Below are 17,573 nucleotides of genomic sequence, written 5' to 3'. Positions count from 1 at the left end.
CCTCCTCACGACCGGCGGGCGCACGGTCTGCCGCAAGACCTCGAAGGCCCGAAGAGTGGAGTGCTGACCCGCCAGCCGCTACCGGAGCCATCCTGCACCAGCAGGCTGACGGAACCCATTAGAAGAGCGAGCCGCCGCGACACGGGGAGTAGGCGTCAAACCTCGCGACGCCGGCAAGCAGTGGCATGCTCTTCCCGGTGTTGAGGCAGTTGGACGACGGCGTCGAAATCTGCGCCGAGGCGGGGCGTGGGTCCGTCCGTCTTTGTAGCGCCGAGCGGCCATGGGACGACGAGGTACTCGACCTGCGGTGCGAGCTCGCCGATGACGGCGTCAGTGCTGTGACCTGGGTCCGGACGCTCAATGGCGACGGGATTGTGTCGTGGGCAGCCGACCTCGCCGAGTCGTACCAGGGATGGGACGGCGTGCGGGCCTGGGAGTCGCTAGAACACGACCTCCGCATCGACGCGACGCACGACCGACGAGGCCACGTCAGTCTCCGTTTCGTCATCCGGGGCGCTCGGGGCTACGACCCGGGTGCGTGGGAGGCATCTGTCATGGTGGCCCTTGACGCCGGCGAGGACATGCTACGTCTCGTCGCGGAACTCGGCGACTTGGTCTCGTAACCGGGGCCCAAGTCGGAAGCGCGCGGTCGGCGGCAGAAGCGTGCACCTGATCATGGCGGATGCGAGGGCCGGGCATCATCTTCGTATGGCAACAGACGAATCCCGAATCATCCTCGTCGACGATCTACGCTCGTTCGATGACGGCCGCAGCGCGGACGTGGCCCGTACCAGTGCAGCCGGAGCGGAACTTCTCGAGCGTTGCCGCGATCAGCGGCTGGACGAGCTGTGGCTTGACCATGACCTTGGCGAGGACGACACGATCTGGCCGGTCGTCGAGGCCCAGTCACCTGGTCGTGCGCACCCGTCAGCGCTACGCCGCCGTGCAGCAGTTGCTGGCCGAGGGGCCTCGCTGTCGGCGATCAGCCGCCAACTCGACCTGGACCGCTCGACCGTGCGCCGCTTCGCCCGCGCTACCAGCCTCGACGAACTGCTGGTCAAGGCCGTCAACCGGACCAGCCTGCTCGACGGGTTCACCGCCGGCGTCACCGACGCCGTCGTGCTGCACGCCGAGGTGCAGGCGATGGGGTTCACCGGCAGCGTGCAGACCGTGCGCCGCTGGCTGCACCCGCTGCGGGCCCGGCACGTAGCCAGGATGAGTGGGCGCAGCTGGTGCGGGGCTGGTTCCCAGAGTTAATGGATACCCGGCTTCGGCAGGTGAGCTGGCCGGCGATCGAGGTGCACCGCGACTACATCGCCGAGCAGTTGAAGGCGAACGTGACCGCGGCGACGATCCATCAGCGGCTGCGTGACGAGCACGGCCTGGAGGCGTCGGTGGCGTCGTTTCGCCGGTGGGTGCGGGCGAACCTGCCGGAGGAGGCCCGCCGTTCGCAGGTGCGGGTGCTGGGCGACACCCCGCCGCCGGGTCACGACTGGATCCACCGCGACAACCAGCCCGCCCCGCCCAGACCACGATCACCCTTCAAGAACCTCTGCCAGACGATTACAGCGAGTTAACCAACGGATTCAACGCCGGGGCCCTGGGGGTCGCCGCTGTCGTGACCCGGACGGGCGAGCCTGCCACCCCGCCGGTTTCTACTCGTGCTTAGAATAGAAGAATGGGACGTACGAGCGGTAATGGAGCAGAGGCCGGCGGCGCCAAATCTGCCAGGACCCGGCGTCGGATCATGGAGGCTGCGGCCGAAGTGCTGGCGCGAAAGGGATTCGCGGGCTCGCGCCTTAGCGATATCGCCGAGGTGGCCGAGGTCCAGGCGCCAGCGATCTACTACTACTTCCAGTCGCGAGAGTCATTGATCGAGGCCGTCGTGATGGAGGGCACCAGGAACGCCACCATCCACGTCGAGCAGGTACTCGCCGAGCTTTCCGACGCCGATCCCGTGACCCGCCTGCTTGCCGCCATCGAGGGCCACCTCCGCGTCGCGCTGCAGGGCTCGTCGTTTACTCTCGCCAGCATCCGCAATTCCGGTCAGCTTCCCGAGGACATCCGCGCTAGGCAGCACAACGAGGAAGTGAAGTACGGACGAATCTGGCGAGAGCTCGTCAACGAGGTCGCGGCAGCCGGTCTGCTCCGGGAGGAATTGAACCCGGCTGCCGCGCAGATGCTCATCATCGGTGCCATGAACTGGGCGCCCGAGTGGTGGGGGCCGAAGGTGGCCCCGCTCGAGGATGTGATAGCGACGGCTAAGGCGCTGGTTGCCGGCGGTCTGCTGAACGCCGAGAAGGGCCAGCGGTAGCTACCCAACCTGTTCGCGCTGACGCACCGCGCCCGACGCGACGGCCTCGGCTGCGCCGGAGACATCCCAATCCGTGAGGACCTCCATAGTGTGTGCGCCAGCCATCGGCGCGCGATGACGGACCAGTCCAGGCGTAGCGGAGAAGCGCGGACTCGGTGCCGGCTGGGGCACGCCGTCGAGCTCGATAAAGGACCCGCGGGCGTTCGCGTGCTCGTCCCGGAGGGCCTGTCGTAGGTTCAGCACGGGTTCGACGCAGGCGTCCGATCCGCGGAACACCTCCACCCACTCCGCGAGGGTACGGGTCCCGATGCGCCGCTGGATCAAGGCGCGCAACTCGGGCCATCGGGCTCGGTCGTACTGGTCCGGGCGGTCTTCGGGAAGCTCGGCCAGACGGGCGAACTCCTCGTAGAACTTCGGCTCGATGGGAGCCACCGTCAGGTGGCCCCCGTCCGAGGTCGTGTAGATGTCGTAGAACGGTGCGCCACCGTCCATGAGATTGGCCGCGCGCTGGTCGCTCCATCCGCCGGCATCCAGCATCCCGTAGATCAAGGTCCCGAGGTGCGCCGTACCGTCGGTGATCGCGGCATCGACGACCTGCCCGACGCCGGTCAGCGAGGCGTGCCGCAGGGCGGCGAGGATGCCGGTTACCAGGTACATCGCTCCGCCGGCGTAGTCGCCCAGCAGGTTCAGCGGAATGCTGGGTGCCTCGGCGGTACCGATCGTGTGCAACAGGCCGGTCCCGGCGATGTAGCCGAGATCATGGCCGGCCGTGGCCGCTTTGGGCCCGGACTGGCCCCAGCCGGTCATCCGGCCGTACACCAGCCGGGGGTTGCGTCCCAGGGCCGCCTCCGGTCCGAGTCCCAGGCGCTCGGTGACCCCGGGGCGGAACGCCTCCACCAGTACGTTGGCCCGCTCGATCAGCCCGAGAGCCACGTCGACGCCGTGCGGGGCCTTCAGGTCGAGGACCAGGGAGCGCTTCCCGCGGTTGACGATGCTGCGGCCGTCGTCCTCAACGTCAGCCAGGTCGGCGACCCGGTCGATGCGCACGACATCGGCTCCCAGGTCGGCCAGCAGCATCGTCGCGAAGGGGGCCGGGCCGATCCCGCCGAACTCCACGACCCGCACGCCCGCGAGCGGTCCTGGGTGGGTCGACGACTGACGTTGGCTCATAGCTGGGCCTTTCTCTCGGGGGCAGGACGCTGGCGCCAATTTATAATATGTGTTAGAAAAAGGCCAACACATGCTGAGCTGCGGAAGGAGCATCATGGGCGACGCGCCAACAGAGGGTCCCGATGTCCTCATCGAGAAGGACGGCAAGGTCGGGAAGCTCACGCTTAACCGGCCCGAGAGGCTGAACGCCCTGAGCGTCTCGATGATGCGTGGCATCGAGCAGGGGCTCAAGGAGTTCGACGCGGACGACAACATCCACGTCGTGATCCTCAAGGGTGCGGGGCGCGCCTTCTGCTCGGGCATCGACATCCGTGAGGTCGCCGACCAGCACTTCAACGTCACCGCGCACGAGGACCGGCAGCACACCGATCGGCTGGGTCTGTGGTTCCATCACACGTTCTGGGAGTTCCGCAAGCCGGTGATCCTGCAGCTGCACGGCTACTGCTATGCGGGCGCCTGCTACTTCCTCGGGGTCACCGACCTGGTGGTCGCCGCCGACGACGCGATGATCGGCGCGCCGGAGAGCAAGTCGTTCGGTCTCGAACCGAGTCTGGGCATGTGGCCGCTGACGCTCGGGCCGCGCTGGACCAAGGCGTTGCTGTTCACCGGTGACGCCCTCGACGGCGCCACCGCCGAGCGCATCGGCATGATCAACAAGGCGGTGCCCGAGGCCGAGCTGGACGAGTACACGAACTGGCTGGCCAAGAAGATCTCGCTCACCGAGATGCCGATCCTGGCGCTACACAAGCAGACCGTGAACATGATCTACGACGTCATCGGCTTCTATCCGATGCTCAAGACCGGCCTGATCTTCGACCACATGGAGCATCGGGAGGAGAAGTTCAACGAGCTGCTTCGCCGGGTCAAGGAGGATGGTGTGCGGCCAGCCCTGGAGTGGATCTACGGTCCGACCGGTGGCATCCTGACCAAGGGTGCGCCGTCCTTCCTTGACGGGCCCGAGGGTGAGCGGCGTTGGCTGGAAAGCCAGGGGCGATGACCGCTCCGACCGCGCCGCTCCTCGTCGAGCGGTGCGACGGGGTCCTGTGGCTCACCCTGAACCGGCCGGAGAAGCACAACGCCCAGAACGCCGAGATGCTCGAGCTGCTGCGGGACGCGCTGCGGGACGCCGCGCAGGACGCCGACCTCAGGACTGTCGTCCTGCGCGGGGCAGGGCGTTCCTTCACCTCCGGGCACGACCTGCGCGAGATCGTCGTCAACGACGACTACGCGGAGGCGATCAGCACGGCGGAGGGGCGCCGCCGGTGGGAGATGCGGCTTTTCGTCGAGCCGGTGCAGCTGATCCAGGAGCTTCCGGTGCCGACGATCTGCCAGGTGCAGGGCAGCTGCCTCGCGGCCGGGCTGATGTTCGCCGCGGCAGCGGATCTCGTGGTGGCAGCCGAGGACGCGGTGTTCGGCTCGCCGATCATCTCCGCGATGGCACTCAACGACGCCGAGGTGCCGCACTTCGCTTGGCGGCTGGGTGAGCGCCGGGCGAAGCAGGCGCTTTGGCTCGACGAGCGGTTGACCGCGGACGAGGCCAAGCGGCTGGGCTTCGTCAACTGGGTGGTCCCGGTGGACGAGCTTGACGCGAAGGTGCGCTCGGTGGTGGCGAAGCTCGTGCGCATCCCCCGGGAGACGCTGGAACTCTCCAAGGCCAGCTTCACCTTCATGGAGGAGCGGCGCGGGCGGCGGGACTTCGCGGCGTATCACTTTGCCAGCCACTCCTTCAGCCACCAGACGCACGTTGCCCGGCAGGTCGCCGATAGTCGGGCGGCCAGGGTGCGCTCGGGAGCCTCGCCGATCCAGGGCCGGCAGCGCGGTCTGCCGGACTGATTGCCCCCAATGACCGGACGCCCGCGGCGATCGAGCCGCGGGCGTCCGGAGCGCTGTGCTGTCCGCGCGATGGCGACGACCGAGCGTCGACGGCGACGGGCCGGGGCGGCCTGCGGGCCAGGAGTGCCCGGCCGGGGCCGCGTGCGGAATCCGCCTGATCACGACCGTAACAGGCCCTTGACAAGTCCCTAATCCGCATTAGATTTTATTCACCGTTAAACATGGCGACGCTCGGAGGTCCGACGGTGGGTTCCATGCCCAGGGAGCTGATGGCTCTGCAGATGTATGCCGAGTACGCCCATCGCGTGGACGACGGGCGGATCAGGGAGTGGTCGGAACTCTTCGCCGACGACGGTGTCATGGCCGTCCGGGGGGAGGAGCACGTGGGTCCCAAGGGGATCTACGCCTACCTGACCAAGGCACGCGTCGACGGCGAGCCGAGCACAGCGCGGCACCTGATCACCAACGTCCGGGTGGACGTTGACGGTGACCATGCCGCAATGCGGGCCGACTTCACCCACCTTCGTGTCGCGGGCGGCCTGGCCACCACCGAAATGGTCGGCGCGTACCGGACCCGGATGCGCTGGCACAGCGATGAGTGGAAGCTCGTCCGGCACGAGGTCAGCTTCCTTCTCGACCTGCCCACGAACTGACCCGCCATGCAGACGATCCTGATCATCCTGTCCCAGGCTGGTGTGCTCGCGCCGCTGGCGGTCGGCGTCGCCCTCGTCTACCGGCTGAGCAAAGTCATCAACTTCGCCGCCGGCACGATGAGCGTCTTCCTCGGCTACTGCGCGGCCAGCTTCGACAACTCTGTCCCGGGCGTGATCATCACGCTGCTGCTCGGCTGCCTGGTGGGGGTGGTGGGCTACCTGACCTCGGTCCTGCCGGCGCAGTACATGAAGGTTCCGCCCGTCGGAATCGCTCTGGCCACCCTCGGCTTCGCGCTGGCGCTGCAGGCAGCCGGCGAAATGATCTTTGGCGGATCGGCCGAGGCGGCCAATGCCTGGGTGGAGGGAGCCGTCCAGTTCGCCGGGGTGAACCTGGCCTACCAGCGGCTGATCGCCATCGGCATCGGCATCGGCATCACCGTCCTGGTCGTGATCGTGTTCGACCGGACGATGATCGGCCGCACGATGGAGGCCTGTGCCGGCGACGAGAACCTCGCCCAGCTCTACGGCATCCGCCCGCGCGGCTTCCACCTCCTCGCCTGGGGCGTCGCCGGCGCGTGCTGCGCGGTGACCGGAATTCTCCAGGTCGGGCTGGCCAGCATCTCCGGACCGCTGTCCATGCAACTGCTCAATCTGGCGATCATCGGTGCCGTGCTTGGCGGCATCGGTGGCCTGGCCGCCTCCTCGCTCGGCGTGCTCGCGGTCGCGACCGTGACCGCCGTGTGCCAGCAGTACGTCAACTCGAACTTCGTCCTTACTCCGATTCTCATTCTGCTCTTGCTCGGGCTGCTCGTACGACCTCAGGGAATCTTCCAGTCCAAACTCACCGCAGACAGGACGTGACAGTATGCCGGCCCTCTTCGCCCGAGTGACGAAGTCGCCCGGGCTCGTGCACCTCGCGATACCCGTCGTCCTCGTTCTGCTCGTGCTCACGGCATCGAACAACGACTACTGGATTTTTCTGCTGACCAGCGCGGCGGTGGCCTATGTCCTGACGGCGAGCTTCAACATCGTCTTCGGATACGCCGGGCTCTTCTCCATGGCCAGCATCGCGTTCTACGGAATCGGCGCGTACGCGAGCGTCTACGCCGAACTGCACTGGGGCTGGTCCTTCTGGCTCGCGACGCCATTCGGAGTCCTGGTGGCCGCCGCGATCGGCGCGATCGTCATCATGCCGGTGAGCCATCTGCGTGACATCTTCCTCGCCATCGCGACGTTGGCCTTCGCGGTAGCCGTGTCGGAGATCATCGCCCAGTGGACGTCGGTCACCGGTGGTACCGGCGGCATCTACGCGATCACGCCCCCATCGAGCGGGGAGCTGACCTTCGTCGGGGGCAGCGTCAGCTTCCTGTGGCTGTGTGTCGCCATCGTCTGGGCGGTCGTCGAACTGACCTGGCGGATCAGCCGGTCGGCGTACGGACGCAAGCTGGTGACCCTGCGGGAAACCCCGAACGCGCTGGCCGGCTCAGGGATCGACGCCGGGAAGCTGCGGATCAGCGTGTTCGCGCTCTCCAGCGGGCTCGCCGGCCTGGCCGGCTCGATGTACGCGCACTTCCAGCTGACCATCTCCCCGGAGGCGTTTTCGTTCGACCGACTGATCCAGCTGCTGCTCGCCACCGTCCTCGGCGGCGCCGGCACGTTCCTCGGCCCGATCCTGGGGGTCATCGCGCTGGTGGCGATGGCCGAGATCGGCGTACACCTCGGACGCGCAGAGAACCTCGTCTACGGGCTGGCCGTCGTCGTGCTGATGTCCGTGGGGCGGCAGGGCATCGTCGGCATGGTCAAAAGCCTGGTCTCCGCGCGGCGCCGAACCCCCGGGCCGCGCTCCGACCAGCCGGCCGCGGCACCGCCGGAACCGATACCCGTCGATGAACAGCCACAGGCCTCCTTGGAGATCCGGGACGTCTCCGTGCAGTTCGGCGGAGTGCGCGCGGTGCACGGCGTGAGTCTACGGGTCGATCCCGGACGCGTGGTCGGCCTGGTCGGGCCGAACGGCGCCGGCAAGACGAGCCTGTTCAACGCGGTGACCGGCGAGGTGGCGTCCACCTCGGGTGAGGTGCTGCTCAGCGGTGAGACCCTGGACCGCCACCGACCAGACGCCGTACGCCGGGCCGGCATCGCCCGTACCTTCCAACTGCCGACCCTCGTACCCCACCTCACGCTCCTGGAGAACGTGATGGTGGGCGGCGAGATTCGCTCGAAGGCCGGCCTGGCTCGGCAGATGGTCTACGGCGGGGCGACCCGCCGAGACGATGCCGACCACCGGGCGGAGGCACTGCACCTGCTCAACGAGTTGGGCATCGGCCACCGTGCCGACGGGCGCGCCGCCGAGCAGCCGTACGGCGTGCAGCGGCTCGCCGAGATCGCGCGGAACCTCATGCTCAGACCGAGCGTCCTGCTGCTCGATGAGCCGGGCGCCGGGCTCACCACCGAGGAGCGCGAGGAACTCCGCGCAGTGCTGAAGCGGCTCCGGGAGCGTGGCCTGGCCACCCTGCTGATCGACCACAACATCGCGTTCGTGGCCCAGGCCAGCGATCACCTCGCCGTGATGGCCCAGGGAGAGCTGATCGTCGAGGGTGAGCCCGCCGACGTTCTCGCACACAACCGCGTCATCGAGGCATATCTCGGTTCGGCTGGAGGTGCCCGTGTCTGAGCAACTGTTGAGCCTCCGCGGTGTCGCCGTCGGATACCGGAGAGGCGTGCTGGCCATCCGCGGCATCGATCTCGATGTCGCCGCGGGTGACGCCGTCGGCGTCGTCGGCATGAACGGTGCCGGCAAGTCGACCCTGCTGCGGGCGATCAGTGGCGGCCTGCCGCTCGCGGCGGGGGTGTGCCGGTTCGGTGGCGACGATCTGGGGCGCATGTCTCCGGCGCAGCGCGCGCGCAACGGTTTGGTGCTGCTGCCCGAGGGCCACCAGGTCATCAAGACCCTGACGGTGCGGCAGAACCTGCTGCTCGCGGCGCGGTCGCTCACCTTCCGGCGGGCGAGCCGGGTGGTGGCCCGGCACGAGGGCCTGATCTACGACATGTTCCCGGTACTCGAGGAGCGGTCGTCCCAACTCGCCGGGTTGCTCTCGGGCGGTGAGCAACAGATGCTCTCACTCTCCCGCGCCCTGATCACCGCGCCACGGCTGCTCATCCTGGACGAGCCATCCCTGGGTCTCGCTCCCGTGGTGGTCGACCGGATCTACCAGGCGCTCGAGGAGTTCCGTTCCACAGGGATGTCGATGCTGGTCGTGGAGCAGAACGACCAGCACCTGCGTGGGCTGTGCAACCGGCTGATTGTCATCAGGGACGGCGTCAGCGTGCTGTCCGGCCCCACCGCAGACCTGTCCGCCGCCGAGGTCGAGCGGGCCTACTTCGGAGGTTCCGAGCTTCGGGACACCCAACCCCACACAGAACTGACAATGACAAGGGAGTGACCGTGAATATCCGGAGTAAGAGTTTCGCGAGCCTGGCGCTCGCCGTCTGTGCGCTGCTACCAATGACGGCTTGCTCCGGGGGAGGTGACTCGTCATCGGAGACCATCAAGATCGCGGTGATCGCGCCGCTGACCGGGCCCTCGGCCGACGCCGCCAAGCAGATCGTGAACGGGGCGAAGCTGGCCGTCAAGGAGGTCAACGCCGCGGGTGGCATCGACGGCAAGCAGCTCTCGGTGGAGGTGTACGACGACAAGTTGACCGCCGAGACGGCGGCCAAGGTCGCCCAGCGGGCGATCACGGTCGACAAGGCGTCCGCCGTCATCGGCGGTCTTTCCAGCGCGGAGGGCCTGGCCATCCGGGAGGTCGCGGAGCGGACGAAGACCGTGTACATCAACCCCGCGTCCGCGGCGGCCGGCGTGACCGACGGCGCGGAGTACTCCTTCCGGATCGCCGCCACCACGTCGCAGACCGCGAACGCCGTGGTCGACATCGCCAACGCCCTGGGCGCGAAGTCGATCGGCATCCTCTACGACAACGGCGGCGTCGGTCCGGCGCTGCGCGATTCCTACCAGACGCGCGCCAAGGAGCGCGGCATCACCTTCTCGGCCGTCCAGTACACCCTGGGATCAACCGACATGTCCGGCCCGGTCCGATCGATCGCGAAGACCAATCCGGAAGCGGTGCTGATCGCGGGTTCCGGTAACGCGGACTACGGGCTGATCCCCAAGACGATGCTCGAGCAGGGCCTGAAGAAGCATGTGGTGGGCATGAGCGGCACCGGTTCGCCGGATGCCATCGCGATCGGCTCGGCAGCCTTCGACGCGCTAGGCGGGTATTTCGTGCAGTCTCGCGACGTCAACCGCCCGGGATACCAGAAGTTCATCGCCGCCTACGAGAAGGAGTTCGGGGCGGAGAAGACCTACTCCGACACCGGCTCGGCCACCTACGACGCCGTGCACATCCTCGCCCTCGCGCTGAAGGCATCCAAGGGCGAATTCGGTGACGCGCTGGTCAAGGCCCTGGAGGCGCTGCCCCCGTACGAGGGCGCACAGGGTCGTGACGGAGCGCCGATCAGCTTCGCGAAGGGTCACGACGGGCTCCAGGGCGACTTCCAGACCGTCTACACGATCAAGGGCGGCAAGATCGTCCCCGCGGACATCACCCTGTCGCAGTAGTCGCCGGGTCGAGGCCGCGCGCCCCCGGGTTGCGCGGCCTCGATCGCTTCTGCCGCATGTTCCGCCGGACCCGCGTCCCCGCCGGACCGTTACGTCACGAGCAAGGCAGGTATCATGGGTCTTCCCCTGGACGGAATCGTCGTTGTCTCGGTCGAGCAGGCCGTCGCGGTGCCGTTCGCATCGCGTCACCTGGCCGATCTCGGCGCGGAGGTCATCAAGATCGAGCGACCCGACACCGGCGACTTCGCGCGTGACTACGACGACGTCGTGGCGGGACTGTCGGCCCACTTCGTGTGGCTCAACCGCACCAAGAAGTCGGTCGCCCTCGACCTGAAGTCGGCCGATGGCAGGCAGGTGCTCAACCGGCTGCTGGACCGGTGCGACGTCTTCCTGCAAAACCTCGCGCCGGGAGCGATGGAGCGGCTCGGCTTCGGCGCTCAGGCAGTACGCGCGACCCGGCCAGGGCTGATCACCGGGGACCTGTCCGGCTTCGGCGACGGCGGGCCTGACAGCGACCGCCGAGCCTACGACCTGCTCATCCAGTCCGAGGCGGGCCTGCTCGACGTCACCGGCAGCCCGGACGGCGCGGCCAAGGTCGGCATTCCGATCGCCGACATCGCCGCCGGGATGTATCTCTTCAGCGCCGTGCTGACCGCCCTGTACGAACGCAGCCGTACCGGCCACGGCCGCGAACTTCGTCTCTCGATGCTCGAATCGCTGGGAGAGTGGATGGGCTTCCCCTTCTACTACGGCCGGTACGCCGGTGCGGCGCCCCGACGCTCAGGCGCCTCGCACGCCTCCATCGCGCCGTACGGGCCGGTGCGGCTCGGCGACGGCGAGAGCCGGGTCATCGCCGTGCAGAACAACCGCGAGTGGGCCCGATTCGCGGAGATCGTCCTGGGCGATGCCGCGCTGGCCACCGACGAACGGTTCGCCACCAACCCGGCTCGGATGGCCCACCGCGACGAGCTCATCGGCCTCATCGAGACCCGGTTCGGGCAGCTGACGTCCGAGGCGGCGGTTCGCCTGCTGAACCAGGCCCAGATCGCACACGCGCAGCAGAGCCCGCCGCAGCGGTTGGCCGACCATCCCCAGCTGATCGCCCGGGACCGGGTACGGCAGATTGACTCGGAGGCCGGTCCGCTGGTCGCGCTGGAGTCCCCGACCGGCGCCGGCGCGTGGCCGACCCGGATGGGTCGGGTACCGGCGCTGGGGCAGGACACCGACGAGGTAATTGCCTGGTTGGGCTTCGCCCCGGAGGACCCGACTGGTTCGCTGATGAAAAGCCTAGCGGCGCTCAGGAGCACCAGGCGGTGACCGCGGTGTTCAGCTGGCTCGCCGCTTCCCACTGGACGAAGTGGCCGCAGTCGCGCAGCAGGAACGGGCCGACGTGGTCGGGGAAGACTACGGCCGCCATCCGGTCGAACTCGGGGTACATCACCACGTCGGAGGCCCCGAAGAGGATCATCGTGGGGAGCGGGTTCGGCAACGGCAGCTGCATGGGCTCGCTGAGCCGGGAGTTCGTGAGCAGGCTCTCGTAGAAGCCGAAGCCGGCCCGCAGTTGTCGCGCGTCGGCGAAGGGCTCGGTCATGAAGTCCACCGCCGCCTGGTCGAACGATCCTGGATGCGCCCACAGCCGCGACCCGTAGAACGTGGCGATGTAGTCGCGGCGCTCCTGCCGGGTGCGGAGTTCGGCCACCAGTGCGTCGGCGTCGAGGCCCTGGCGCCGGTAGTAGTCGCCCACCTCCCTCGGCGGCCGGGTGGCCAGGCCGGCCATGCTGGCCTTGTCGTACGGGAGCCTTGTGTTGAACAGGATCGCCCGGTCGATCAGGCCCGGGTAGCGTGCGCTCATGTCCTGGATGACGACGCCGCCGAGGTCGCCGCCCAGCGCCACCACCGAGCGGTGGCCGAGCGCGGTCACAAGCGTGGACAGGTCCCGGCTGTGGCTCGGGACGTCGTGGTGGCCGTCAGGCCCGGGCTCGGAGGAGCCGTGCCCGCGCAGGTCCGGCACGATGACCTCGAAGCCGGCCCGGGCGAGTGGCTCGATGTTGCGCCACCAGATCCGGCTCGTCTCGGGCCATCCGTGGACCAGCAGCAGCGGTTTGCCGCTGAGTCCCTCGCGGATGAAGGCCTGGCGGAAGCCGCGGACGTGGGTGAACTCCTGCCGGAAGCGTCCCGGGTCGAGGCTGGTGTCAGTCATTGTTCCGTACTCCCCGGGGGAGGGCTGGCGAGGTCGAACTGCCAGTTCTGGAAGTGCCACCGGCCGTCCAGGCGTACGAAGTCGCCGGTGTAGACGCCGAAGGCGAGGTGTCGGCGGGTACCGGCCCAGATGGCGGCGATGCCCTTGAACTCGCCGCGGGCGGTGTCGCCGTGGACCGTGACCGTGTCGTTCATCAGGTAGTGGATGACCCGGGGCAGCGACGTCTGGAGGTCGGCGAAGACCCCCGGATCTCGTCCCGGCCGCGACTGGGTTGCTCTCGCTGCGGGATCTTGTAGGTCGCGTCGGGGGCGAACAGGGCGGCAAGCCACGCGGGGTCTGCATGGCTGGGTCCGCCCCAGCCGCCGTCACAGCCGCGTTGGTACGCCGCGGCGAGCTCACGGATAGCCTGCCGGTCCTGCTGGTCGCGGACCCATTCCGCAAGCGCCGTACGCTCGTCGGACGCCGTCCGCCGTTCGCCGGTCACCGGGCCGCCCCGGGACCCACGAGGAGCGAGTCCCGTACCGCCCCGAAGTCGGTGCGGTCGGTGATCGCCGTTCGGAGCCGCATCATCGCCGGTGAGTTCAGGCCCATGGCGCCAACCAGGCGGTCCCCCCGTCGGTAGAGCGCGATGAACCGGTGCTCCGCGATGTTGCCGACGATCTCCAGGTCGTCGCTGTAGCGGCCGAGGAACTGGATCCGGTTGTCGTACCAGTCGGACCAGAAGTACGGCACGGTCGAGAAGGGCTCGTCGTCCGCGCGGACGGCGTTCCGTCCGGCCCACATGCCCTGTTCGGCGGCGCTCGTCCAGTGCTCCAGACGCATCACGTCGCCGTCGAACGCCGGGTTCGGCCAGCTCGCCACGTCACCGGCGGCGTACACGTTCGGGGCCGCCGCAAGCGCGGCGTCGCAGCTGACGCCGTTGCCCAGGGACAGCCCCGAGCCCGCCAGCCACGCCTGCTCTGGACGGGAGCCGATGCCCACAACCACGGTCTCGGCCGGGAGTGCCCGCCCGTCGTCGAGGTTGATCGTCACCGTGTGGGTGCCCTCGACGACCGACACCACCTTCGTTCCGGTGGTCAGGTTCACCCCGTTCGCGGCATGCAGCTCGGCGACCGCCCGGGCGACGGTCTGTCCGAGCGCGGGGACCAGCGGCGCCTCGGCCGCCTCGACGAGCGTGACCGCCAGGCCGCGGCGGGCCGCGGCGGAGGCGATCTCGGCGCCGATGAAGCCGGCCCCGACGACGACGAGACGTCCCCCGTGGGCGAGGCGCTGGTGCAGGGCCACCGCGTCGTGCCAGGTGCGCAGGGTCAGGATCCGGTCGGAAAGCGCCACCCCGGGCAGGCGCAGCGGGCTCGACCCGGTGGCGATGACCAGCCGGGAGTACCCGAGGCTCCGTCGGTCCGTGATGACCACGGAGCCGGCGAGGTCGAGGCCGGTCGCCCGTTCGCCCAGGGCGAGGGTGACACCGAGGCCGTCGACCAACTCGGCCTCGGTCCGAAACGGCTTGAGCTCCGGGGGGGAGTCGCTGTTCAGGACGGCCTTCGACAGCGGCGGCCGGTCGTAGGGAAGTACGGGCTCGCCGCCGAGCAGGGTGATCGGCCCGTCCCAGCCGTCGCGACGGGCCGCCTCGACGGCGCGGAGCCCGGCCAGCGAGGCGCCCACCACGAGGAGCCCAGGTTCGCGGTTCATCGTCATCCCGGGGTCAGTCGTCGATGCGGAGAGCTTCGGTGGGACACGCGTACACGGCGTTCTGGACGAACGCCTTGAGGCCGTCACCGGGCTCGGGGTCGACGAGGTTCATCGTGCCGTCGTTGCTGAGCTCGAAGACCGCCGGGACGAGCGATGCGCAGATCCCGAGGTTCTCGCAGCGGGTGCGATCCACGCTGACCTTCATGAGACAACTCCTGTTCGTGCCCGGTCCGGCTCGGCCGACCCGAACCGGTCCATCAACTCGATGATCGTGCGGTGAAAGTGCACGAGCCCTGGTTCGTTGCGTCCATAGACGAGCGACACCAGGGCTCCGCTGGCCAGCGAGTGCTGGCTCTCCCGCGCCTGGGGGAAGTCCTCGTCGTTGGTGATGTTGATCGCCAGGTCGAGGTTCTTGCGCCAGTAGTTCCAGGCCTTCTCGGTCTTCGGCTCCTCTGGGGCGTAGAGGCTCGCGTCGATCCGGGCCTGGGCCGGGGTCGAGCCGGGGAAGACCTTCCACAGCTCGATGTGGTCCTGCTGATGCACCAGCACGGTGTTGGGCGGGAGGATGTGCAGGACGGTGGCGTGCGGCAGGATCGACCACTGCTCCTTCGGCGTGTCGGCCAACTGAGAGATGGACGCGCGGACGCCGCAGACCCGGGAGGACGGGCCGAAGGAGTCGAACAGACCGGGCGAGGAGAAGTACCACGGGCCGATGGAGCCCTTGTGCAGCGCGAAGATGTGGTAGCTCTCCAGGAACGTGTCCATGATGAACTTCCAGTTGAGCGGGACCTCGAGCGAGCGCGACTCGACGTGGAACCAGTCGCCGAGGCGGAAGTGGTCGAGCTCGGCCCCGATCCCGCCGAGCACGTCCTCGGTCTGCGCGCGGACCGTCTCGTCGTCGGCCCGCAGCGGCGTCACGAACACGAGGCCGTGCCGCTCCTCGACCGGGAGTGATCGCATGCCCAGCAGATCGTTGTCGCAGTCGGAGAACCCGTCGCGGGCCAGCGGCTGGCCGAGCAGGCGGCCGTAGACGTCGTACGTCCAGGCGTGGAAGGGGCAGGTGACGTTGCGGCCACCGTGATGTCCGCGCCCGACGGGGAAGACCCGCGCCCCGCGGTGCCGGCACGCGTTGACCAGCGCCCGCACGTTGCCGTCCTCGCCACGGATCAGGATCAGGGGGATGCCGTCGGCGTCGAAGCTCACATAGTCACCCGGTTCGCGCAGGTCCACGGAGAGGGCGGCCACCAGCGGGAGCCCACGGAAGAGTGTCGCCCGCTCCCGGTCCAGCTCGGCCTCGGACGTGTAATGCGCGGCGGATACCCGGAAGGTCGACTCCGCGAGATCCGTCGTCCGGCGCTGCTGCAGGTCGAAGAAGCGCTCGACCAACGCTGCCTGTGTCTTGTCATCCATGGCTTTACCTCCTCACTTATTCTAATCTAGAATAGGTGACAGCGCCACCGGTGAGCGGCGGTCCAGCGGACAGAACCGAAGCTGGTTCAGGAAGAAGAGGTGGAAGCATGACCTCCCAGAGAAGCGGCGCCGTCGTGATCGGTGGAAGCGGCGGGATCGGCGCGGCAGTCTGCCGACGCCTCGCCGAGGACGGGTACTACGTGGGCCTGACCTACCGCGGTCGCGAGGCCGCGGCGCTGGCCGCCGCCGACGCGGTACGTGCCGCGGGGTCCACTGCTCACGTACGCCGTCTCGACCTGTCCGACCACGCGGCGGTCCAGCAGACCCTGGACGACCTCGCCGAGTCGCTGGGCCGGGTGGACGTGGTGGTCTACGCCGCCGGCCCCTACCTGCCTCAACTGCACATCAGCCGGCTCTCGCCCAAGGCGTACATCGCGCAACTCGAGCAGGACGCGGGCGGCGCCTACGCCGTCGCGCACCACGCGCTTCCGCATCTGCGGCAGACGTCCGGCTCGTTCCTGAGCATCTCCACACCGGCCGTCCGCCGGCACGCCGCGAAGGACATCCTGTCCTCGGCCCCCAAGGCGGCGATCGAGGCGCTGATCCGCGGGATCGCCGTCGAGGAAGGCCGCTTCGGGGTACGGGCCAACGCCATCGGTGTCGGGGTGATCACGGCGGGGATGCACCAACAGTTGATCGACAACGGCGACTTCAGCCCCCAACTGCTCGAGGTCGCCCGCAAGAACATCCCGCTCGGCCGGTTCGGCAGCGCGCAGGACGTGGCCGAGGCCGTCGCCTTCCTCGCCTCGGCGCGCGCGTCCTGGATCACCGGCCAGGTGCTCGACGTCGACGGAGGGTGGTCCGCGTGAGCGGCGTCAGCTATCCGGATCTGCGGGAAAAGGTGGTAATGGTGACCGGCGGCGCCTCGAACATCGGGCGCGGCATGGTCCTCGCGTTCGCCGACCAGGGCGCGCGGCTCGTGGTCGTCGATGTCGATGTAAAGCAGGCCGAGCGGACCGCGCAGGAGATCAGGGCGCGGGGCGCCGAGATCACCGTTGTGAGCGGTGACCTCAGCCGCCCCGAGGTGATTCAGGAGGCGGTGGAAACCGCGGTATCCGCCTTTGGCAGGATCGACGTGCTGGTCAACAACCTTGGCTGGCAGCGCCCGGCCTGGTTCGGGGACCTCGACCCGGCCACCATCGACCGGACTATCGCCCTGAACCTGAGGGTGACCATCGACATGTGTCAGGCTGTTCTGCCCGTCATGGTCTCGCAGCGATCTGGCTCGCTGATCAATATCTCCTCGGACGCGGCCTTCGGTGACCTTCGGCAGTCGGTCTACGGGGCGACGAAGGCCGCGATTATCTCGCTCACCAAGTCCCTGGCCAAGGAGGCTGGACGCTCCGGCGTGCGGGCGAATGTCGTGGCGCCAGGTCTGGTGCTGCCGCCGGGGCGGGAGTGGGTCGGTGACAAGAGCCTGTGGGCCGGGGACGAACCGGTCTTCGACGAGCGCGGTCGGCAGGCGGTGCTGAAGGGGATCCCACTGCGCCGGTTCAGCGAGCCGGAGGACATTGCCGCCTCGGTGCTGTTCTTCGCCTCGGACCTCGCCGCTCGGCAGCTCACCGGCCAGGTCATCAGTGTTTCCGGTGGCTACGCCATGCCGTGTTGAGGGGCCGGCGTGCCTGAGCA

Annotated in this window: 20 protein-coding genes and 1 pseudogene; 14 read left to right on the top strand and 7 right to left on the bottom strand. The window is 68.5% G+C overall.

Annotated elements, in window-relative coordinates; all coding sequences use genetic code 11:
• The first annotated feature begins 185 nt into the window (after nucleotides 1-185).
• The 4 genes and pseudogenes from DKL51_RS09325 (at nucleotide 186) to DKL51_RS09310 (ending at nucleotide 2,314) form a co-directional block, all read left to right on the top strand.
• A complete protein-coding gene (locus tag DKL51_RS09325; RefSeq protein WP_109964718.1) occupies nucleotides 186-623 on the top strand; it encodes a DUF6228 family protein in 438 nt (145 codons plus the stop codon).
• 85 nt (nucleotides 624-708) lie between these two features.
• Nucleotides 709-900, top strand: a pseudogene (locus tag DKL51_RS09320) (cyclic-phosphate processing receiver domain-containing protein); the annotation flags it as partial.
• Nucleotides 901-1,277: 377 nt separating this feature from the next.
• Entirely contained in the window at nucleotides 1,278-1,577 is a 300-nt protein-coding gene (locus DKL51_RS09315) for a hypothetical protein (RefSeq protein ID WP_207786156.1), read from the top strand.
• 101 nt (nucleotides 1,578-1,678) lie between these two features.
• Entirely contained in the window at nucleotides 1,679-2,314 is a 636-nt protein-coding gene (locus DKL51_RS09310) for a TetR/AcrR family transcriptional regulator (RefSeq protein WP_109964719.1), read from the top strand.
• Here the strand turns inward: DKL51_RS09310 and DKL51_RS09305 are convergent, their stop codons facing one another.
• The gene (locus DKL51_RS09305) at nucleotides 2,315-3,484 is read right to left on the bottom strand and encodes a CaiB/BaiF CoA transferase family protein (RefSeq protein WP_109964720.1); all 1,170 of its coding nucleotides are present in this window, start codon (nucleotides 3,482-3,484) and stop codon (nucleotides 2,315-2,317) included.
• Between the two features lie 94 nt (nucleotides 3,485-3,578).
• Here DKL51_RS09305 and DKL51_RS09300 point away from each other — a divergent pair, with 94 nt between their 5' ends.
• The 8 genes from DKL51_RS09300 (at nucleotide 3,579) to DKL51_RS09265 (ending at nucleotide 11,902) form a co-directional block, all read left to right on the top strand.
• Complete coding sequence (locus tag DKL51_RS09300; RefSeq protein ID WP_165824246.1) at nucleotides 3,579-4,481, top strand: enoyl-CoA hydratase-related protein; 903 nt, start codon at nucleotides 3,579-3,581, stop codon at nucleotides 4,479-4,481.
• Nucleotides 4,478-5,317, top strand: a complete 840-nt coding sequence (locus tag DKL51_RS09295; RefSeq protein WP_109964722.1) for an enoyl-CoA hydratase-related protein — start codon at nucleotides 4,478-4,480, stop codon at nucleotides 5,315-5,317. Before DKL51_RS09300 ends, DKL51_RS09295 begins: the two co-directional genes overlap by 4 nt.
• Before the next feature lie 254 nt (nucleotides 5,318-5,571).
• Nucleotides 5,572-5,970 carry a nuclear transport factor 2 family protein gene (locus DKL51_RS09290; protein WP_165824248.1) on the top strand — a complete coding sequence of 133 codons (399 nt, stop codon included), beginning with the start codon at nucleotides 5,572-5,574 and terminating at the stop codon, nucleotides 5,968-5,970.
• Nucleotides 5,971-5,976: 6 nt separating this feature from the next.
• Nucleotides 5,977-6,831 (top strand): branched-chain amino acid ABC transporter permease, encoded by an 855-nt coding sequence (locus tag DKL51_RS09285; RefSeq protein WP_109964724.1) that lies wholly within the window; start codon nucleotides 5,977-5,979, stop codon nucleotides 6,829-6,831.
• Nucleotides 6,832-6,835: 4 nt separating this feature from the next.
• Nucleotides 6,836-8,641, top strand: a complete 1,806-nt coding sequence (locus DKL51_RS09280; RefSeq protein WP_109964725.1) for a branched-chain amino acid ABC transporter ATP-binding protein/permease — start codon at nucleotides 6,836-6,838, stop codon at nucleotides 8,639-8,641.
• Between the two features lie 46 nt (nucleotides 8,642-8,687).
• Nucleotides 8,688-9,410, top strand: a complete 723-nt coding sequence (locus DKL51_RS09275; protein ID WP_165824250.1) for an ABC transporter ATP-binding protein — start codon at nucleotides 8,688-8,690, stop codon at nucleotides 9,408-9,410.
• A gap of 62 nt (nucleotides 9,411-9,472) precedes the next feature.
• The gene (locus DKL51_RS09270) at nucleotides 9,473-10,585 is read left to right on the top strand and encodes an ABC transporter substrate-binding protein (protein ID WP_109964727.1); all 1,113 of its coding nucleotides are present in this window, start codon (nucleotides 9,473-9,475) and stop codon (nucleotides 10,583-10,585) included.
• A 114-nt stretch (nucleotides 10,586-10,699) separates the two neighbouring features.
• Nucleotides 10,700-11,902, top strand: a complete 1,203-nt coding sequence (locus DKL51_RS09265; RefSeq protein ID WP_109964728.1) for a CaiB/BaiF CoA transferase family protein — start codon at nucleotides 10,700-10,702, stop codon at nucleotides 11,900-11,902.
• Here the strand turns inward: DKL51_RS09265 and DKL51_RS09260 are convergent.
• The 6 genes from DKL51_RS09260 to DKL51_RS09235 are packed head-to-tail and all read right to left on the bottom strand — an operon-like array spanning nucleotide 11,883 to nucleotide 15,884.
• Complete coding sequence (locus DKL51_RS09260; protein WP_109964729.1) at nucleotides 11,883-12,785, bottom strand: alpha/beta fold hydrolase; 903 nt, start codon at nucleotides 12,783-12,785, stop codon at nucleotides 11,883-11,885. The two genes, DKL51_RS09265 and DKL51_RS09260, sit on opposite strands and share 20 nt — an antisense overlap.
• Nucleotides 12,782-12,991 carry a nuclear transport factor 2 family protein gene (locus tag DKL51_RS37100; RefSeq protein ID WP_369008604.1) on the bottom strand — a complete coding sequence of 70 codons (210 nt, stop codon included), beginning with the start codon at nucleotides 12,989-12,991 and terminating at the stop codon, nucleotides 12,782-12,784. The genes DKL51_RS09260 and DKL51_RS37100 overlap by 4 nt, the downstream gene beginning before the upstream one ends.
• Nucleotides 12,979-13,269 (bottom strand): nuclear transport factor 2 family protein, encoded by a 291-nt coding sequence (locus tag DKL51_RS37095; protein ID WP_109964731.1) that lies wholly within the window; start codon nucleotides 13,267-13,269, stop codon nucleotides 12,979-12,981. The genes DKL51_RS37100 and DKL51_RS37095 overlap by 13 nt, the downstream gene beginning before the upstream one ends.
• Nucleotides 13,266-14,474: an NAD(P)/FAD-dependent oxidoreductase gene (locus DKL51_RS09245; protein WP_109964746.1), complete on the bottom strand. Its 1,209-nt coding sequence runs from the start codon at nucleotides 14,472-14,474 to the stop codon at nucleotides 13,266-13,268. Before DKL51_RS09245 ends, DKL51_RS37095 begins: the two co-directional genes overlap by 4 nt.
• Before the next feature lie 13 nt (nucleotides 14,475-14,487).
• The gene (locus DKL51_RS09240; RefSeq protein ID WP_109964732.1) at nucleotides 14,488-14,679 is read right to left on the bottom strand and encodes a ferredoxin; all 192 of its coding nucleotides are present in this window, start codon (nucleotides 14,677-14,679) and stop codon (nucleotides 14,488-14,490) included.
• Entirely contained in the window at nucleotides 14,676-15,884 is a 1,209-nt protein-coding gene (locus DKL51_RS09235; RefSeq protein ID WP_109964733.1) for an aromatic ring-hydroxylating oxygenase subunit alpha, read from the bottom strand. Before DKL51_RS09235 ends, DKL51_RS09240 begins: the two co-directional genes overlap by 4 nt.
• Nucleotides 15,885-15,991: 107 nt before the next feature.
• On the opposite strand from DKL51_RS09235, the gene DKL51_RS09230 reads away from it, so the two are divergent.
• On the top strand, nucleotides 15,992-16,753 hold the full coding sequence (locus tag DKL51_RS09230; protein WP_109964734.1) for an SDR family NAD(P)-dependent oxidoreductase: 762 nt from the start codon (nucleotides 15,992-15,994) through the stop codon (nucleotides 16,751-16,753).
• Nucleotides 16,750-17,553 carry an SDR family NAD(P)-dependent oxidoreductase gene (locus tag DKL51_RS09225; protein ID WP_123809624.1) on the top strand — a complete coding sequence of 268 codons (804 nt, stop codon included), beginning with the start codon at nucleotides 16,750-16,752 and terminating at the stop codon, nucleotides 17,551-17,553. The genes DKL51_RS09230 and DKL51_RS09225 overlap by 4 nt, the downstream gene beginning before the upstream one ends.
• The last annotated feature ends 20 nt before the right edge of the window (nucleotides 17,554-17,573 follow it).

The sequence above is a fragment of the Micromonospora globispora genome, from assembly GCF_003857015.1.
Taxonomy (GTDB): domain Bacteria; phylum Actinomycetota; class Actinomycetes; order Mycobacteriales; family Micromonosporaceae; genus Micromonospora; species Micromonospora globispora.
The sequence above is the reverse complement of the archived record's forward strand: the minus strand, read 5'-3'. Positions and strand labels throughout refer to the sequence as shown.

What these genes read in the sequence shown, in the direction of transcription:
- DKL51_RS09285 (WP_109964724.1), top strand. Translation starts at nt 5,977, where the DNA reads ATGCAGACGATCCTGATCATCCTGTCCCAGGCTGGTGTGCTCGCGCCG.
- DKL51_RS09280 (WP_109964725.1), top strand. Translation starts at nt 6,836, where the DNA reads ATGCCGGCCCTCTTCGCCCGAGTGACGAAGTCGCCCGGGCTCGTGCAC.
- DKL51_RS09240 (WP_109964732.1), bottom strand. Translation starts at nt 14,679, where the DNA reads ATGAAGGTCAGCGTGGATCGCACCCGCTGCGAGAACCTCGGGATCTGC.
- DKL51_RS09300 (WP_165824246.1), top strand. Translation starts at nt 3,579, where the DNA reads ATGGGCGACGCGCCAACAGAGGGTCCCGATGTCCTCATCGAGAAGGAC.
- DKL51_RS09265 (WP_109964728.1), top strand. Translation starts at nt 10,700, where the DNA reads ATGGGTCTTCCCCTGGACGGAATCGTCGTTGTCTCGGTCGAGCAGGCC.
- DKL51_RS09230 (WP_109964734.1), top strand. Translation starts at nt 15,992, where the DNA reads ATGACCTCCCAGAGAAGCGGCGCCGTCGTGATCGGTGGAAGCGGCGGG.
- DKL51_RS09325 (WP_109964718.1), top strand. Translation starts at nt 186, where the DNA reads ATGCTCTTCCCGGTGTTGAGGCAGTTGGACGACGGCGTCGAAATCTGC.
- DKL51_RS09260 (WP_109964729.1), bottom strand. Translation starts at nt 12,785, where the DNA reads ATGACTGACACCAGCCTCGACCCGGGACGCTTCCGGCAGGAGTTCACC.
- DKL51_RS09235 (WP_109964733.1), bottom strand. Translation starts at nt 15,884, where the DNA reads ATGGATGACAAGACACAGGCAGCGTTGGTCGAGCGCTTCTTCGACCTG.
- DKL51_RS09310 (WP_109964719.1), top strand. Translation starts at nt 1,679, where the DNA reads ATGGGACGTACGAGCGGTAATGGAGCAGAGGCCGGCGGCGCCAAATCT.
- DKL51_RS09305 (WP_109964720.1), bottom strand. Translation starts at nt 3,484, where the DNA reads ATGAGCCAACGTCAGTCGTCGACCCACCCAGGACCGCTCGCGGGCGTG.
- DKL51_RS09245 (WP_109964746.1), bottom strand. Translation starts at nt 14,474, where the DNA reads ATGAACCGCGAACCTGGGCTCCTCGTGGTGGGCGCCTCGCTGGCCGGG.
- DKL51_RS09270 (WP_109964727.1), top strand. Translation starts at nt 9,473, where the DNA reads ATGACGGCTTGCTCCGGGGGAGGTGACTCGTCATCGGAGACCATCAAG.
- DKL51_RS09295 (WP_109964722.1), top strand. Translation starts at nt 4,478, where the DNA reads ATGACCGCTCCGACCGCGCCGCTCCTCGTCGAGCGGTGCGACGGGGTC.
- DKL51_RS09290 (WP_165824248.1), top strand. Translation starts at nt 5,572, where the DNA reads ATGCCCAGGGAGCTGATGGCTCTGCAGATGTATGCCGAGTACGCCCAT.